Here is a 15,498-nt window from a genome sequence, read left to right on the forward strand (position 1 = left end):
GCGGGCACGCTGGGTGATGTATTCCTTCAGCCCCTCGGGCGCGAGCCCGATCGTCAACCGCTCGTTGAGATAGACCGTGTTGAGGCCGTTTTCCTTCAGGCGAAGGGTGACGAGGTAGTCTTCCGTCACCGAGTCGGTCGGGAAACCGCCGATCTTCACCAGCCCGGCATAGCGAATGAGGGATGAGGTGCCGCAGCAAAACGCGACGCCCCAGGCGTCCTTGGCCGGCAGCAGGATGTCGAAGAAGAAGCGCTGCTCGTCGGGCCATACATCGGTCGCAGCGAGGTTGGTCTGGATCGGGTCGGGATTGATGAAGTGCTGCGGCGTCTGCACCACGCCGACCGAAGCGTCGTCCATGAGGGAGATGGTGCGCGCGAGGAAGTCGGGCCGCGGCACGAAGTCCGCGTCAAGAATGGCCACGAAATCCGGTCGCTCCGGCAGGGCGCCGACGTGCTTGAGCGCATGGTTGATGTTGCCCGCCTTGGCGTGGTGGTTGTCGGGCCGTATGAGATAATGGCAGCCGAGTTCGCTCGCGAGGCGCCGCAGCCAGGGGCGTCGGCCGTCGTCGAGCACCCAGACGCGATACTTGCCGTACTCCATGCCGGTCGCGCCGATGATCGTGCGCTCGAGGATGGATCGTTCCTCGTTGTAAGTGCAGATGAAGACGTCGATCAGAGGCGCGTGTGGATCGATGGCCCGGCCGTCTATCCTTGCCGCGCCGGTGCGGTCGACGGTCCGGCTCAGAAACAGCAGGGACAATGCGACCGCGACGAGCGAGGCCGCCTCCAGCAGCATGAAGGGATAACCGATCACGGCGTCCGCGGTCAGATGCGGTGGCGGGAGCGTCGCCGTGACACGCCAATAGAGGTAGCGGAGCAGGAACACCAGCGAGACAACGGCCATGAACGAGCGCGCCATCGTGCTGTCGCGCCTGAGCAGCGGCACGACCGCCATGAAGGCGCCGAGCGCAATCAGGCCTGGCGTCAACCCCGTCATCACGGCGCGGTCTCGTGCCGGGCAAACACGACGCGGCCCGTCCGCCCGACCGTACAGCCGTGCGCGGCGGCATCGCCAATCGCCACGGTGACGCGATAGGGCTCCTTGCTCAGTGCATCGGGATTGATGGCAAGATTGGCGGGCGCGCCGGCGGCGCCGGTCAGATTGACCACGGTGCCGGAGATCGGCTCGCCGCCGTCATTCGGCTCGAAGCTGGCGCGGTCGCCGAGTTGCAAGCGGTTGTAGACGTTCTCGGTGACATTGGCCGTGATGACGGCGCCGCTGCAATCGAGCACCTTGAGCAGGGGTTGGCCGGCCTGCACGTCCTCGCCCGGCGAGGTCATCATTTCCCAGACGCGGCCCGCGACGGGTGTTGTGATGTTCGCTTCGGACAGATCGGCGAAGCGAGCCTCCTCGATGATGATCTCGTTGGCGAGCCAGGCGATTTCGGTGTCGGTGCGGGCGAGATCGGCCGCGAGATCGTTCGCACGCTGGCGCATTTCCTCTTCGCGCTGGACCGAGCTTGGGCGGTCATTGTAGCTGTCGCCGAGGAACGAGCCGTTCTTTGCCGCAGCAAGCTCGACCGTTGCAGCATCCAGCCGCTTGCGCGCGCCGAGTTCGGTTTGCTGGGCCACGGAAAGCTCGCGCGTCAGCCGCGCCAGCTCGACCGTCGAGACATTGCCGGATTTCGCGAGCGAGGATGCGCGCTCGACGGCGGCGCTGGCTTCGTCCCGCCGCGCTGCCGCCGCCTCGATCGAGGTCTGGATCTCGGCGATGCGGGCCTCGAGCTGAAGCACGCGTCCCTCGCGGAATTGCGCGGCCTGCCGCGCCAGGTCCTTTTGCGCGGCCTGGGCCGAGGCGAGCTTGGCGGCAACGCTCGGCCGCTCGAGCTCCAGCCGCGATTTCTGCCGCCGCAGATCGTCGAGCCGGGTGCGATCGCCGCGCGAGTTCACGACGCGCAGGAGCACGGTTCCGGCGTCAAGTTTGGCTTGATCGGTGACGCCCTGGGCGGCCGCCACGCGCCCGCCGATCGGCGTGCGCAGGGTGACGAGGCGGGAATTCAGCACGGCCTCGACGCTTGAATTCTCCCATATCGCGCGCAGCGGCAGCCAGCCGAACACGGCAATGATGGCAAGCCCGATGGCGATCTTGGCGCCGCGCCGCAGATGCGGCCAGCGCGGCCTCGGTTCCGGCGCCGCCCGCGCATCGGGCACGTGGTCGGGTTCCTCATGAGCGAACAGCTGCTCCTGCAGCGCCTCCTGCAAGGCCTTGGCGTCACTCTTTGTGTCGTGAGAGGAGGGAGTCGATCCGGGGTCGACGGAAGCGGCGCGCGAGCGGTCTACCATGAAGGTCACCTTGCCGACGGGAAGCCAATGGAACCGGTCAATGCGCGAGGACCGCGCGGCGTGCCGGTCATTGCGGATTAAGCCGACGCTGCGCTTTCCAGGTCTCTAAACTTACGCGCGTGTTTTTGCACAAATCCCCGTCAAGGTTTAGCGACGCCGCAAAGGCTGGCCGCGCGTTTGCGGTCTGCGGCCCGGCGACGCACCTTGAAACCTTGCGGTGCACGGTGGCGTCCATACTTCGAGGGCGCCGGCCAATGGCTTGTCCGGGCCGGCCCGGGAGACGGCCATGAACTATCTTCGTACCGCAATGCTTCTCGCAGGCCTCACCGCCCTGTTCATGGGCGTGGGCTATCTCATCGGCGGTGCCGCCGGCGCCATGATCGCGCTCGTCATTGCGGCGGCGACCAATCTCTTCACCTACTGGAACTCCGACCGCATGGTGCTCCGCATGTACGGCGCCCATGAGGTCGACCGCGCCAGCGCGCCGGAACTGGTCGGTCTCGTCGCCGAGCTCGCGGGCCGCGCCGGCCTGCCGATGCCGCGCGTGTTCCTGATCGACGAGCCGCAACCCAATGCGTTCGCGACCGGCCGCAATCCCGAAAATGCCGCCGTCGCCGTCACCGCCGGCCTGATGCACCAGCTCAGCCGCGAGGAACTCGCCGGCGTGATCGCGCACGAGCTCGCGCACATCAAGCATCACGACACGCTGCTGATGACGATCACCGCGACCATTGCGGGCGCAATCTCGATGCTCGCCCAGTTCGGGATGTTCTTCGGCGGCCACCGCGACAACAACAGCGGCCCCGGCATCGTCGGCTCGATCCTGATGATGATCCTCGCACCGCTCGGCGCCATGCTGGTGCAGATGGCGATCAGCCGCACCCGCGAATATGCCGCCGACAATCTCGGTGCGCGCATCGCCGGTCAGCCGATGTGGCTGGCATCGGCGCTGGTCAAGATCGAGAGCGCCGCGCATCAGGTCCCGAACTTGGAGGCCGAGCGAAACCCCGCAACCGCGCACATGTTCATCATCAACCCGCTGTCGGGCCATGGTGTGGACAATCTCTTCGCCACCCATCCCTCGACGCAGAACCGCATCGCGGCGCTTCAGCAACTGGCAGCCGAGCTCGGCACGCATGCGCCCCCGTCGCTCGGCGCGAACGAGAACTATCCGCCGCAGGGCCCATGGGGCCGCTCATCCTCGCGCGGTCCCTCACGCGGTCCTTCACGTGGTCCTTCACGTGGTCCCTGGGGCTGATCCGGAACCGGCCGGAATTTTGCGCCCGGCTTTGTGACTTGGCGCACACAGGATCGTCCGGGCCGGTGCTAACACCCCTGCGAGATTATTCGTTCGAAAGGGGATGCGTGCCCGGCCTGTCGCCGGGCATCGCCGAAGATGACCAAAGCTGCCGTGCCATTGCTGATCGTCCTGGGCGTGCTCATCGGCCTGTCCACGCACATGGTCGTCAATTGCGGCGACGAGGATGACCCCGACATCTGCTCGGCCGTGATCGGCTTCTCGCCGCTGCGCGGCTCACTGATCGCCTTCGCCTATGAGGGGCGCGGACGGATCGCGCTGCGCCATGGCGACTGGCGGCGGGCGATCGCCGATTTCGACGAGGCCATCCACCTCAATCCCAACCGCGCCCCGCTCTACCGTGACCGCGCTTTCGCGCGGTGGCAGAACGGCGATCTGGAGCTCGCGATCGAGGATTATGACGAAGCGATCGCGCATGATCCCAAGCTCGCCGCGCCCTATCACCAGCGCGGCCTCGCGCTCGCCGCCACGGGCGATCTCGATCGCGCCATCCTGAGCTACAACACCGCGATCCGCCTCGACCCGTCGGACGCGCGGGCCCGCTTCGATCGCGGCGTGGCATTCCTCGCCCGGGGACAGGCCGACGATGCACGCGCCGATTTCGAAGCGGCTCTGGCGCTGCCGGCCGGCAAGGACGGCCAGACGCGCGAGGCGGCGCGCGCGAAGCTTGCCGAGCTCACCAATACCGAGCCCACGCGGCGGTGAGAGAAATTTCTCTCCCTCTCCCCGTTCTTACGGGGAGAGGGTTGGGGTGAGGGGCCTCTCTCCACACGGTAGACTGCCGCGGGACCTGTACCCCCTCACCCGGATCGCTGAAGCGATCCGACCTCTCCCCGCAAGCGGGGCGAGGTGAAGGCACACCACGCTACTTCGCCTTTTTCTTCTTCGCCTTGGCCGCCTTCTTCACCGGCTTCTCCTTCGCCGGTTTCTCCGGCTTGGCCGCGACGGGTGTGCTGGCGGCGAGCCGCATCGCACGCGCGTAGCTGTCGGCGACGTTGTCGGCGGACATCTGCAGGCGCCTGGCAGCCGCGGTGGCCTGCTCCATGGTGGCCTTGGCCATCGTCTTGAAGCGGGCGCTCGTGTCCTTGCCCTTGGCCTTGGCCGCCAGCGCGTTGAAGCGATCCCGTCGCTCCTTGGCACGGGTCATCAGGCCCGCATGCGTTTGTCTGGCCAGTTGCCGGATCACGACATCCAGGTCGGCGTCCGCCATGTTGTTCTATCCTCTTCGAAACAGTCACCAAATCGATGCGCGGGACTATGCAGATCAGGCCCCGCCTTGGCAATTCCCGGCCGTGCGTCATCCGCAGCTTCCGGTTCAAAAACGAAAAGGGCCGCGCTGGGCGCGGCCCTTGAGGTGTTTTGGCGCGGGATCGCGCTTTTGCCTTACTGCAGCGAGGCGACCGGTCCGCTTGACGGTGCCGGGTCGGGGTCGAAGCCGAACACGCCGACCAGGTATTTGTAGTAATCCGGCATCTTCTCCTTGAGCGTCTCGCGGGACTTTGGATCGTGGAATTCGCTCTTCCCGGCCAGGAAGATGCTGGCAGTCACGGCAAAGAATTCCATGTGATTCTTCAGCGCGTAGGCCTCCTTGGGCAGGAGATCCTTGGACTTGGCATAGGCGTAATAGGCCCTGACGCCCTTGTTGTCGTAACCRTCGGGCAACAGCCGGGCGTGATAGGCGTGCAACAGCTCGTGCAGCAGCACCGCCTCCTTTTCGTAACGCATCATGTCCGGCCGCAGCATGATCACGCCAAGCCCCGAATCGACCGCGAGGTCGACGGCGTTCGGATTGGTCCATTGCTGCTTGTTATGGTCCCACACCGTCAGCATGCGCGGGACGCGGCGCTCCACGTTCGGGGCAACCCGGCCGTAACACGCGGTCGCGGCGCCTTCGTCGAGGCAGGCCAGCTCGCTCGCGACGATCGGCACGGTGCGGAAGAAGCGCAGCACGCGCGGCGAGAGGCCGGCCGCCTCGACCACGTCGATCTGGCGCTTCAGATTGTCGGTGAGCTTGTCGACGTCCTTGCGGTCGGAGTTCTCCGACAGGTCGAACATGTAGCCGCGGTAGCTCTGGAAGCCCGGCGGCAATTGCTGAGCTGCGTCAGCTTCGAGCGGCCCGGCATTGGATGGATTGGCGAAGAGCGCGCCGATAACGGTCGCGGTCAGCAGCAGCGCAATGCGCATATGAACCCCCTGATGTCACTTCAGCCGGCAGAATAGGCCGCCGTTGTTTGCGAAAAGTGAGTGGGGCGAGACTAAGGCGCCGATGTTGAGGCGTGCTTAATGGTTCGTTGCAGACCGCGAGGGGCGGGTTAGTCCAGGGTTAACCAAGGAGGTATCCCGGGTCCGCGCTTCGGCGTAACATCCGGCTCGGGCACCAAGCCCCTGTTCAACAGTCGGAAGGGAGGATGCCATGTACGCCGCCATCCGTCAGGCCAAGGCGAAAAGCGGGAGCGCGGAAGAGCTGGCGCGCCGCATCAAGGAGGGCGCCGTTCCGATCATCAGCGACGTCGACGGCTTTCGGGCCTATTACGTCGTCTATGCCGGCGACGACACGGTGACCGCGATCTCCATCTTCGACAAGTTCGAGCAGGCGGAGGAGGCGAACCGGCGTGCGATCGCCTGGATCGAGAAGGATCTGGGCCCGCTGCTCGCCGGACACGCGAGCGCCGCCGCGGGCCCGGTGATCGTGCATACGCTGGCGTGACGTCGGCGCGAGCTCTCTCCGATGTCGTCCCGGCGAAGGCCGGGACCCATAATCCCAGGGAGTAGTTGTGGCGCGAGATCGGAGCGACCGGTCTTCGCCAAACACGATGCGGTGGTTATGGGTCCCGGCCTGCGCCGGGACGACACCGAGATTGTAGAGCGCGTTTTCCGCCAAACGCGCTCACAACTCCCGTGCATTCGAGAACGCGAACGAGCTCATGCGCCGTGTCGTCTCGTCCAGGATCAGCGTGCGCGTGATTGGCGGCTCGGCGCGTTGCGCGCAGTTTTCGCGCTCGCAGAGGCGGCAATTGACGCCGATCGGGGTGCCTTCCGCCTTCTCCAGGTCCATGCCGGAGGCGTAGACGAGGCGCGCGGCGTGACGCATCTCGCAGCCGAGGCCGATGGCGAAGCGCGGCTGGGGCAGCGGGTGCGGCGCCACCGGCCGGCGTACCATCTGCGCGATCGAGAAATAGCGCGTCCCGTCGGGCAGCTCGATCACCTGCTTCAGCAGGCGGTCCGGCGTGTCGAAGGTCGAATGCACGTTCCACAAAGGACAGGTGCCGCCGAACTTCGAGAACGGGAAGGTGCCGGACGAGAAGCGCTTCGACACGTTGCCGGCATTGTCGACGCGCAGCAGGAAGAAGGGAATGCCGCGCGCGTTCGGCCGCTGCAAGGTGGTGAGGCGATGGCAGACCTGCTCGAAGCCGGAATTGAAGCGCTGCGCCAGCAAATGGATGTCGTAGTTCAAGGCCTCGGCGGCAGCCAGGAACGCCGGGTAGGGCATCATCACCGCGGCGGCGAAGTAGTTGGCGAGCGTGATGCGGAACAGGCGGCGCGGTGCGTCGTCGAGCGGGCCGGCGCGGCCGATGATGGTTTCCAGATGCTGCGTGCATTCGCCTAAGCCCAGCTGGAAGGCGAGCTGGAACGCGCGGCCGGCCGGGTCGACCAGCTCGGAGATCAGGAGCTGGCGGCGGTGGCGGTCGAAACGCCGCAGCGTCTCCCGCATCACGTCGACCGGCATGATGCGGGTCTGGACCGAATGTTTTTCACGCAGACGCGCGGCGAGCGCGGCATAGAGCCCTTCGGCCGGCACGTTCAACTCGTCGCGCAGGGTTTCGGCGGCCTGCTCGAGCTCCGGAAAATAGTTGCGGTTGGCCTCGATCAGCTCGCGCACGCGCTCGACCGGATTGGCCTCATAGCGCGTGCCGACGTCGCGGTCGGCCATCTGCGCCGCCGCCAGCGTCTCGCCCTGGCGCGCCTCGGTATAGGCCGCATAGAGCCGTTGCAGCGCATGGGTGACGCCCGGGCAGAGCTCGGCGAGGTCGCGCAGCTCCTGCTTGGGCACGTCGATCTGGCGGAACAGCGGATCGGAAAAGATCTCGTTTAGCTCGGCGAAGAAGCGGTCCTCGTCGGCGGTGGCGAGGTCCCTGAGGTCGAGGTCGTAGGTCTCCGCCAGCCGCAGCAGGATCTGCGCCGTCACCGGGCGCTGGTTGCGCTCGATCAGGTTGATGTAGCTCGGCGAGATTCCGAGCCCCTCGGCGATCTGGGTCTGCGACAGCCCCAATTGCTGCCGGATCCTCCGGAAGCGCGGGCCGACGAACAGCTTCTTCCCGGAATCGGCGGGCATTTTCACGTCTCCAGTGGCATCAAGGACAGTCTCGCTGACCTATAATTTTACAAACTTTACAAAATAACATCTATTACATGTACCGATGTTACATGACATCACCATTCGAATACAAGCCATCTATACGAACTTCGCTTTCTCGCGTTTAGCTATCGCCACGCATTTCGCAATGCACTGTCAAGAATGTCGAGACGAATAGCGGACTAACGCTGCATTTGTCGTCACCGAAAGGATTACGCAGATGAACTACCAGCCACGTGGACTCAGTGACCAGGCGATCCAGGGACCCGCTTCCTATCTGAGCGAGGTTGGCGCTGCTGAAGCGCTCCTCAAGACCCAGCCGACCTGGAACGGGGTGACCGCCGAAGCCGTGGCGCGCATGCGTCTGCAGAACCGCTTCAGGACCGGCCTCGACGTCGCCCGCTACACTGCGGCGCTGATGCGCAGCGATATGGCTGCCTATGATGCCGATCCCACCAAGTACACCCAGTCGCTCGGCTGCTGGCATGGCTTCATCGCGCAGCAGAAGCTGATCTCGGTCAAGAAGCACTTCGGTGGCAAGACCGATCGCACCTACCTGTATCTCTCGGGCTGGATGATCGCGGCGCTGCGTTCCGAGTTCGGACCGCTGCCCGACCAGTCGATGCACGAGAAGACCTCGGTGCCGGCGCTGATCGAGGAGCTCTACACCTTCCTGCGTCAGGCGGACTCGCGCGAGCTCAACGATATCTTCCGCACGCTCGACAAGGCGCGCAAGGAAGGCGACAAGACCCGCGAGAAGGAGCTGATCGAGAAGATCGACAACTTCCAGACCCATGTCGTGCCCGTCATCGCCGACATCGACGCCGGCTTCGGCAATGCGGAGGCGACCTATCTGCTCGCCAAGAAGATGATCGAAGCGGGCGCCTGCGCGCTCCAGATCGAAAACCAGGTCTCCGACGAGAAGCAGTGCGGCCACCAGGACGGCAAGGTCACCGTGCCGCACGAGGTGTTCCTGGCCAAGATCCGGGCCTGCCGCCACGCCTTCCTCGAGCTCGGCGTCGAAGATGGCATCATCGTGACCCGCACCGACTCGCTCGGCGCCGGCCTCACGCAGCAGATCGCCGTCAGCCACAAGCCCGGCGACATCGGCGATCAGTACAACAGCTTCCTGGATTGCGAGGAAGTGACGGCGGAGAACGCCCGCAACGGTGATGTCATCATCAACCGCAACGGAAAGATGATGCGTCCGAAGCGGCTCGCCAGCAACCTCTACCAGTTCCGCGCCGGCACCGGCGAAGACCGCTGCGTGCTCGACAGCATCACCTCGCTGCAGAACGGTGCCGACCTGCTGTGGATCGAGACCGAGAAGCCGCATATCGAGCAGATCGCCAAGATGGTCGACCGCATTCGCGAGGTCATTCCGAACGCGAAGCTGGCCTACAACAACTCGCCCTCGTTCAACTGGACGCTCAACTTCCGTTGGCAGGTCTACGATGCGATGAAGGAAGCCGGCAAGGATGTCAGCAAGTACAACCGCGCCGACCTGATGAAGCCGGAATACGACGATACGCCGCTGGCCATTGAAGCCGACGAGCGCATCCGCACCTTCCAGGCCGATTCAGCCAAGCGTGCCGGCATCTTCCACCATCTGATCACGTTGCCGACCTATCACACGGCGGCTCTGTCGACGGACAATCTCGCCAGAGAGTATTTCGGCGAGCAGGGCATGCTGGGCTACGTGAAGAATGTTCAGCGCCAGGAGATCCGTCAGGGCATCGCCTGCGCCAAGCATCAGAACATGGCCGGCTCCGATATCGGAGACGACCACAAGGAATATTTCGCAGGTGAAGCCGCTCTGAAGGCGGGCGGCGCCCACAACACGATGAACCAGTTCGGCTAACGCGCCACGCTATTCGACAGGAGACTGACAATGACCAAAGGCAGCAATTTCTGGGTGATCGGCGGCGAGTTCGGTTCGATGAACTTCCACAAGCTCGTGGAAGGCTCGGCCCAGGTGCAGGGTCCGTTCAAGACCCGCAAGGAAGCCGAGGATGCCTGGCGCACTGTCTCGGAGGAGAACCGCCACAAGGCCGGCGTCCGCTTCTCGATCGTGGAAGAGCCGTCGCGGGTCTCGGCCTGACGGCTGCCTGACTAATCAAGAAACGTCCAAGGACGGAGGGTCCCATCCGGCGCAAGCCGGGTGGGATCGTCTGTTTTTGGCACAGTGAAGGAGCTGTGGGCGCCGTAAGTATCTGGAATTATGGGCCCTTTGCGGACGTCTTGGTTGCTGATAGGTTAATGGCGGTGAGTGAGGACGAGGCCGACAATGTCAGAGCCCGAGACCAGCGGGACCCATCCCAGCCAGCCGCGCCCGGTGCGGCTGCGCGACGCGCTGCTGCGGGCGCGGATCGAGGCCGCCGACCGGACCGGCGTGGTCGTCGACCTCAGGGATGCCGAGGTGGCGCGGCTGGAGATCCTGAACGACGCGCTCGATCCCTTGTTCGCGCAGGTGCCCGAGCAGGTCGATTTGTTCGACCGCGGCATCAGCCAGGGCGATACGCCGCGGCTGTGGATCGACGTCGTCGCCCACATCCTGATGGGTCGCGACAAGCGGCTGTACCGCTTCGTCCAGGACACCCGATTCGGCCGCATCGTGCTCGCCGAATCGCACGACACGGCTGTCATCGTCGAGGCCGTGACCGACTATGTCGCGCGCCGCATGATCGAGCGCGAGCATGCCATGGTGGTCCTGCCCGAGCCGAAGCCCGCCACGCCGGAGCAGCCGCGCCGCTCGCGCGTGTGGCCGTTCGTGTTCGGCTTCATCCTCGGTGCAGCCGCATTGTTCGGCGTCGCCGTGCTTGCGGTCCTGCGGAGCTGGTGAATTCCTCTCCGCCGTCATTCCGGGGCGCGCGTCAGCGCGAACCCGGAATCCATTTATCCGCACATGCTGAGGCCCGATGGATTCCGGGCTCATGCTTCGCATGCCCCGGAATGACAGGCACCTCAAATCAACCTTGCATGCTTGATCTGGCGGACCTGCAGACCGGGATTGAGGCTCCGCACCGTCTGCTCGCAGCGCCAGCCGGCATTGTCCTTCTCGATCGCGAACAGATTGTAGGCGGCCGCGGGATAGCGCCCATGCGCGAGCGCGGAGGCCGACGGCACGCCGATTGCGGGAATGTTGCCGTTGGGGCCGTCGAACCACATGGTCGAATGAATGTGGTCGTGCCCGTGCAGGATCAGCTCGACACCGCGGCGCCTGATCAGCGCCAGCAGATCGGCCGAATCGGTCAGCCGCTTCTGGCGCGCCCTCGACTTCAGGGGGTGATGGACCAGCAGCACGCGAAAGACGTCCTCGGCCGCAAGCCGTTCGAGGATCTGTTCGAGGGCTGCGAGCTGGTCGCGCCCGAGCGTGCCGGTCGCCATCAACGGCAAGGTCGGCACCGCCGTGGACAGGCTGATCAGCGCCAGCGGTCCGCGCCGGCGGATGGCGGGGAAGCCGATGCTGCCGTCGTCGCCGGCAAGATAGGGCGCAAATGTCTCGCCAAAGCGATGATAGGTAGCGCGGACATAGGCGTCGTGATTGCCGGGAATCGTGGTGACGCGGTCGGGCGGGCCGACGCCGTCGAGCCACGCGCGTGCGGGGCCGAATTCTGCTTCCAATGCCAGGTTGACGAGGTCGCCGGTCACCGCGATGTGGTCGGGCGCCTGCGCCTGCATGTCGGCGACCAGCACGTCGAGCACCTCGCGGCGCTGGTACTTGTGGCGGTTGCGCGTCCAGTTGACATAGCCGAGCGCACGCTTGCCCGCGAGCTCGATCAGCCGCGGCTTCGGCAACGGCGGCAGATGCGGGTCGGACAGATGGGCGAGCGTGAAGGGGGCCATGGCGCGCGATTGCCTCGCAATTCCTGCGCTGTAATGGCAAGGTCGCGACATCAGCGCAAGGGAAGCCTGAAAAGGGACGTCAAGGGAGCCTGATGGGGGATCGTCTGGACTGGATGCGACGGAGATTCGAGCCGCTGCTGCGGCGAGTCTTCCACGCCTATTTCCTGCTTGTCCGCGGCATGACCCTCGGCGTCCGCGCCGTGGTGCTGGACGCCGACAACAGGGTCTTCCTGGTCAAGCACAGCTATGTCACCGGCTGGTATCTGCCCGGCGGCGGCGTCGATTTCGGCGAGACCATGGAGCAGGCGATGCGGCGCGAGCTCAAGGAGGAAGGCGATATCGATCTCACCGGCGAGGCCGTGCTGCACGGCATCTTCCTCAACAGCCACGTCTCCCGCCGCGACCATGTCGCGGTCTACGTGGTCAGGCATTTCCGGCAGGAGCGCCTGCCGCAGCCCAACCATGAAATCGTCGCATCCGGATTCTTCGCGGCCGGCGCGCTGCCCGAGGGGACCACGCCCGGCACGCGGCTGCGGCTCGCGGAAGTGCTCGACGGCACGCCGCTGATTGCGACGTGGCGGTGAGGGCGGGCTGTGCTAGTAACCGGCCGGAACGGGTGCCGCGGAAACCGGATGAAGATTGCAAAATTCGCCTTCGGCCTGATCTGCCTTGCGATCCTCGCCAGCAACATCGTCACGATGTCGCGCTGGAGCGAGGCGCGCGGGGTCTATGACGACATCTGCTATCTCCGGCAGGCGCATCTGTTCCAGCGCCTCGGCATCGGTGGGCTGAACACCAATGCCCTGTTGGATTACGATCATTATTTCGAGGACAAGATGAAGGAGATCGCGTTCGCCGAATGGCGCGACCCGATCCGCTGGCCCTGTCACAACCCGATGCCGAACGGCAAGGTGGTGATGCAATATCCGCCGGGGACCGGATTTCTGCTGGCGCTGTTTCCACAAGGCCACCAGGTGGTGCCGCTCTACATTGCCGCCAGCCTGATCGTCTGCGGTCTTGCGCTGCTCGGCATCTTCATGGCGCGAACGCTGCCTTCGATCGTGGGGGCGGGCGTATTCGGCGCGCTTGCCGTCTATCTCATGATCAATCCGGCGAAGGCGAGCTATTCGGTCGCGCCGACCATGGCGATCTCAGCCATCGCGGGATTCCTGACCGCCCTGTGGCTGACCAGGGACAAGCGCAGTGTCTTGCTGATCGCGCTGATCGGCCTCCTGCTCGGTGCCTCCGTCAATTTCAGATTGCCGAACGCGCTGCTCGCGGCCGGCTACTTCCTGTTCCTCGGCATTCCCTTCGTGTGGTCGCGCAAGCTTGCCACCTTCTTGCAGGGCCTCGGCTTCGGCGCCGGCGTGCTCGTCGGCATGGCGCCGACGCTGATCGCCCAGGCCATCAATGCCGGCAGCCCGTTCGCCACCACTTACGGCAGCGCCGACGTGGTCGCGCCGGCCTTCGACTTCGCCGTTCTCGGCCAATATCTGCGCGACATGCAGTTCGTGCTGATCGTGCTGGCGATCGGTTCGACGGCGTGGCTGTTGCGGGTGGGTGAGGGCAGCGTGCGGCAGGTCGCGCTCGTCGTCGCCAGCAATCTCGCGATCAACCTCGTCTTCTTCCTGAGTCATCCGGTCTTCACGCCCTACTATGTGGTGCCGATCGCGATGCTGTCTTTGTGGAGCGTGTCGTTTGCCTGGCTGATGCAGCCGGAAGAGGCGCGGCAGGCCGCGCCGCTGCGGCGCGCGCGGGCCAACCTGGGAGTTCTGCCGCGATGATGTCCACGCCATTTCGCATCGCGGTGCTGGTGCCCTGCTACAACGAGGAAGCGGCGGTCGCGACCGTCGTTGCCGATTTTCGCAAGGCGCTGCCCTCGGCCGAGATCTACGTCTACGACAACAATTCGCGCGACCGCACCGCTTCCGTCGCGCGCGAGGCCGGCGCGATCGTGCGCAGCGAGCGGCGGCAGGGCAAGGGCCACGTGGTCCGGCGCATGTTCGCGGATGTCGAGGCCGACGTCTACGTGCTGGTCGATGGCGATGCGACCTACGACGCGCCGAGCGCGCCCCGAATGATCGACAAGCTGCTCGACGATCATCTCGACATGGTGGTCGGCCTTCGCGTTGACCAGGTGCAAGCCGCCTACCGGCTYGGCCACCGCACCGGCAACCGCATGCTGACGGGCTTCCTGTCGTCGACCTTCGGACAGGAGTTCAAGGACATCCTGTCCGGCTACCGGATTTTTTCGCGCCGTTTCGTCAAATCCTTCCCCGTGCTCTCCGACGGTTTCGAGATCGAGACCGAGCTCGCGGTCTACGCGCTGGAATTGTCGCTGCCGGTCGCCGAGGTCGAGACGCCCTATTATGCGCGCCCGGAAGGCTCGTTCTCGAAGCTCAACACCTGGCGCGACGGTTTTAGCATCCTCGGCACCATCCTGAAGCTTTATCGCTCGGAGCGGCCGTTGCGATTCTTCACGGTGATCGGAATTCTGCTGGCGCTGGTCGCGATCATCCTCGCGATCCCGATTGTCATCACCTTCATCGAAACAGGTCTCGTGCCGCGCTTTCCGACGGCCATCCTGTCGATGGGATTGATGATCATGGCGCTGTTGTCGGTGTCGTCGGGGCTCGTGCTGGACACCGTGACGCGCGGGCGGCGGGAAATGAAGATGCTCGCCTATCTGTCCCAACCGGCGCTGAAAAGGGACTGAAGTCGGGGCTCGCTCCCATGGACCTCCGCATGCGCAAATGCTACTCCGCGACATAACATGAACGATCTCTCAGTCACCATTCTTCCCGAAGCCGCCGGCGACGCCCAGGCGATCGAGCGGTTGCACGAGCGCACCTTCGGCCCCGGCCGTTTCGTGCTCAGCGCCTATCGGATCCGCGAGCATGTCGACCATCTGCTCGACCTCTCCTTCACCGCCCGCATTGGCACGCTGCTGGTCGGCTCTGTGCGGCAGCTGCCGATCCTGGTCGGCGAGACGCCGGCGCTGCTGCTCGGGCCGCTCACGGTCGAGCCGCCGTTCCGCGGCCGCGGTGTCGGGCGGCTCCTGATGGAGCGCGCGCTGAAGGACGCGAAGGAGAAGGGTCACCGCCTGGTGCTGCTGGTCGGCGATGAGCCCTATTACAGCCGCGTCGGCTTCAAGCCGGTCGCCAAGGGCCGCGTCACCATGCCCGGCCCGGTCGACGCCGGCCGCATCCTGGTGTTCGAGCTCGTCGACGGCGCGTTCGAGGGCGTGTCGGGGGCGGTCGGCCCCGACTGGAGCAAGGCGCGGGGGTAGCTGTAGCCCGGATGGAGCCAACGGGTCGGCGCGAAGCGCCGCCCGATGACAGGCTCCGCGCAATCCGGGACGATGTCGCTATGCGGATAGAACCCGGATTACGCTACTGCTCCATCCGGGCTACGGGAGTATCGCAGATGCAGGTGAGGCCGGCTGATCCTGGTGAGATCGATCATCTCGCGCGGTTGTGGCACGACGTCTGGCACGAATCGCATGCGGCTTTTGCGCCGCCTGAGCTGATCCGCCTCCGCACGCTTGCGAGCTTTCGCGATCGGCTCGAGGCCGCGCTCCCCAATGTCTATGTTGTCGGCCCGGTCGGCGCGCCTCTCGGCCTATGTGTTCTCAGGGG

16 protein-coding genes and 1 pseudogene are annotated in these 15,498 nt (G+C 65.2%); 11 read left to right on the forward strand and 6 right to left on the reverse strand.

The genetic code is table 11. The features are described 5' to 3' along the window. Together ACXJL8_RS13515 and ACXJL8_RS13520 are read right to left on the reverse strand one after the other, a co-directional pair. Positions 1 to 996: glycosyltransferase family 2 protein (locus tag ACXJL8_RS13515; protein ID WP_456685102.1), on the reverse strand; the 996-nt coding region annotated here is incomplete at its 3' end. After that, entirely contained in the window at positions 996 to 2,342 is a 1,347-nt protein-coding gene (locus tag ACXJL8_RS13520; protein WP_456620418.1) for an HlyD family secretion protein, read from the reverse strand. The genes ACXJL8_RS13515 and ACXJL8_RS13520, both read right to left, overlap by 1 nt. A gap of 286 nt (positions 2,343 to 2,628) precedes the next feature. On the opposite strand from ACXJL8_RS13520, the gene htpX reads away from it, so the two are divergent. Together htpX and ACXJL8_RS13530 are read left to right on the forward strand one after the other, a co-directional pair. Next, a complete protein-coding gene (gene htpX / locus ACXJL8_RS13525) occupies positions 2,629 to 3,600 on the forward strand; it encodes a zinc metalloprotease HtpX (RefSeq protein WP_456620419.1) in 972 nt (323 codons plus the stop codon). Positions 3,601 to 3,738: 138 nt separating this feature from the next. Then, entirely contained in the window at positions 3,739 to 4,365 is a 627-nt protein-coding gene (locus ACXJL8_RS13530) for a tetratricopeptide repeat protein (RefSeq protein WP_456620420.1), read from the forward strand. Positions 4,366 to 4,525: 160 nt separating this feature from the next. Here the strand turns inward: ACXJL8_RS13530 and ACXJL8_RS13535 are convergent, their stop codons facing one another. Next, on the reverse strand, positions 4,526 to 4,870 hold the full coding sequence (locus tag ACXJL8_RS13535) for a hypothetical protein (RefSeq protein ID WP_456620421.1): 345 nt from the start codon (positions 4,868 to 4,870) through the stop codon (positions 4,526 to 4,528). A 173-nt stretch (positions 4,871 to 5,043) separates the two neighbouring features. After that, positions 5,044 to 5,844, reverse strand: coding sequence for a hypothetical protein (locus tag ACXJL8_RS13540; RefSeq protein WP_456620422.1), 801 nt, complete (start codon positions 5,842 to 5,844; stop codon positions 5,044 to 5,046). Positions 5,845 to 6,073: 229 nt separating this feature from the next. Here ACXJL8_RS13540 and ACXJL8_RS13545 point away from each other — a divergent pair, with 229 nt between their 5' ends. After that, the gene (locus tag ACXJL8_RS13545; RefSeq protein WP_027522803.1) at positions 6,074 to 6,367 is read left to right on the forward strand and encodes an antibiotic biosynthesis monooxygenase; all 294 of its coding nucleotides are present in this window, start codon (positions 6,074 to 6,076) and stop codon (positions 6,365 to 6,367) included. 180 nt (positions 6,368 to 6,547) lie between these two features. Here ACXJL8_RS13545 and ACXJL8_RS13550 read toward each other — a convergent pair whose 3' ends face one another. Further along, positions 6,548 to 7,993: a helix-turn-helix domain-containing protein gene (locus tag ACXJL8_RS13550; protein ID WP_456620423.1), complete on the reverse strand. Its 1,446-nt coding sequence runs from the start codon at positions 7,991 to 7,993 to the stop codon at positions 6,548 to 6,550. A gap of 241 nt (positions 7,994 to 8,234) precedes the next feature. On the opposite strand from ACXJL8_RS13550, the gene ACXJL8_RS13555 reads away from it, so the two are divergent. From ACXJL8_RS13555 to ACXJL8_RS13565, 3 genes are all read left to right on the forward strand, one after another. Further along, positions 8,235 to 9,875, forward strand: a complete 1,641-nt coding sequence (locus ACXJL8_RS13555; protein WP_456620424.1) for an isocitrate lyase — start codon at positions 8,235 to 8,237, stop codon at positions 9,873 to 9,875. Between the two features lie 30 nt (positions 9,876 to 9,905). Continuing rightward, positions 9,906 to 10,115: a DUF4170 domain-containing protein gene (locus ACXJL8_RS13560; protein ID WP_018323282.1), complete on the forward strand. Its 210-nt coding sequence runs from the start codon at positions 9,906 to 9,908 to the stop codon at positions 10,113 to 10,115. 186 nt (positions 10,116 to 10,301) lie between these two features. Beyond that, complete coding sequence (locus ACXJL8_RS13565) at positions 10,302 to 10,856, forward strand: hypothetical protein (RefSeq protein ID WP_456620425.1); 555 nt, start codon at positions 10,302 to 10,304, stop codon at positions 10,854 to 10,856. 122 nt (positions 10,857 to 10,978) lie between these two features. Here the strand turns inward: ACXJL8_RS13565 and ACXJL8_RS13570 are convergent, their stop codons facing one another. After that, on the reverse strand, positions 10,979 to 11,860 hold the full coding sequence (locus tag ACXJL8_RS13570; protein WP_456620426.1) for a metallophosphoesterase family protein: 882 nt from the start codon (positions 11,858 to 11,860) through the stop codon (positions 10,979 to 10,981). Positions 11,861 to 11,952: 92 nt separating this feature from the next. On the opposite strand from ACXJL8_RS13570, the gene ACXJL8_RS13575 reads away from it, so the two are divergent. The 5 genes and pseudogenes from ACXJL8_RS13575 to ACXJL8_RS13595 form a co-directional block, all read left to right on the forward strand. Further along, on the forward strand, positions 11,953 to 12,444 hold the full coding sequence (locus ACXJL8_RS13575; protein ID WP_456620427.1) for an NUDIX domain-containing protein: 492 nt from the start codon (positions 11,953 to 11,955) through the stop codon (positions 12,442 to 12,444). A gap of 48 nt (positions 12,445 to 12,492) precedes the next feature. Next, positions 12,493 to 13,644: a hypothetical protein gene (locus ACXJL8_RS13580; RefSeq protein ID WP_456620428.1), complete on the forward strand. Its 1,152-nt coding sequence runs from the start codon at positions 12,493 to 12,495 to the stop codon at positions 13,642 to 13,644. Beyond that, positions 13,641 to 14,576, forward strand: a complete 936-nt coding sequence (locus ACXJL8_RS13585) for a glycosyltransferase family 2 protein (RefSeq protein ID WP_456620429.1) — start codon at positions 13,641 to 13,643, stop codon at positions 14,574 to 14,576. The genes ACXJL8_RS13580 and ACXJL8_RS13585 overlap by 4 nt, the downstream gene beginning before the upstream one ends. Before the next feature lie 57 nt (positions 14,577 to 14,633). Next, entirely contained in the window at positions 14,634 to 15,149 is a 516-nt protein-coding gene (locus ACXJL8_RS13590; protein WP_456620430.1) for a GNAT family N-acetyltransferase, read from the forward strand. 137 nt (positions 15,150 to 15,286) lie between these two features. Continuing rightward, positions 15,287 to 15,498: pseudogene (locus tag ACXJL8_RS13595) on the forward strand (GNAT family N-acetyltransferase); the annotation flags it as partial.

The sequence above is a fragment of the Bradyrhizobium sp. P5_C11_2 genome (assembly GCF_054049755.1).

Coding starts and splice junctions, on each gene's coding strand:
- ACXJL8_RS13560 (WP_018323282.1), top strand. CDS start 9,906: ATGACCAAAGGCAGCAATTTCTGGGTGATCGGCGGCGAGTTCGGTTCG.
- ACXJL8_RS13545 (WP_027522803.1), top strand. CDS start 6,074: ATGTACGCCGCCATCCGTCAGGCCAAGGCGAAAAGCGGGAGCGCGGAA.
- ACXJL8_RS13590 (WP_456620430.1), top strand. CDS start 14,634: ATGAACGATCTCTCAGTCACCATTCTTCCCGAAGCCGCCGGCGACGCC.
- ACXJL8_RS13555 (WP_456620424.1), top strand. CDS start 8,235: ATGAACTACCAGCCACGTGGACTCAGTGACCAGGCGATCCAGGGACCC.
- ACXJL8_RS13550 (WP_456620423.1), bottom strand. CDS start 7,993: ATGCCCGCCGATTCCGGGAAGAAGCTGTTCGTCGGCCCGCGCTTCCGG.
- ACXJL8_RS13520 (WP_456620418.1), bottom strand. CDS start 2,342: ATGGTAGACCGCTCGCGCGCCGCTTCCGTCGACCCCGGATCGACTCCC.
- ACXJL8_RS13575 (WP_456620427.1), top strand. CDS start 11,953: ATGGGGGATCGTCTGGACTGGATGCGACGGAGATTCGAGCCGCTGCTG.
- ACXJL8_RS13580 (WP_456620428.1), top strand. CDS start 12,493: ATGAAGATTGCAAAATTCGCCTTCGGCCTGATCTGCCTTGCGATCCTC.
- htpX (WP_456620419.1), top strand. CDS start 2,629: ATGAACTATCTTCGTACCGCAATGCTTCTCGCAGGCCTCACCGCCCTG.
- ACXJL8_RS13565 (WP_456620425.1), top strand. CDS start 10,302: ATGTCAGAGCCCGAGACCAGCGGGACCCATCCCAGCCAGCCGCGCCCG.
- ACXJL8_RS13530 (WP_456620420.1), top strand. CDS start 3,739: ATGACCAAAGCTGCCGTGCCATTGCTGATCGTCCTGGGCGTGCTCATC.
- ACXJL8_RS13535 (WP_456620421.1), bottom strand. CDS start 4,870: ATGGCGGACGCCGACCTGGATGTCGTGATCCGGCAACTGGCCAGACAA.
- ACXJL8_RS13570 (WP_456620426.1), bottom strand. CDS start 11,860: ATGGCCCCCTTCACGCTCGCCCATCTGTCCGACCCGCATCTGCCGCCG.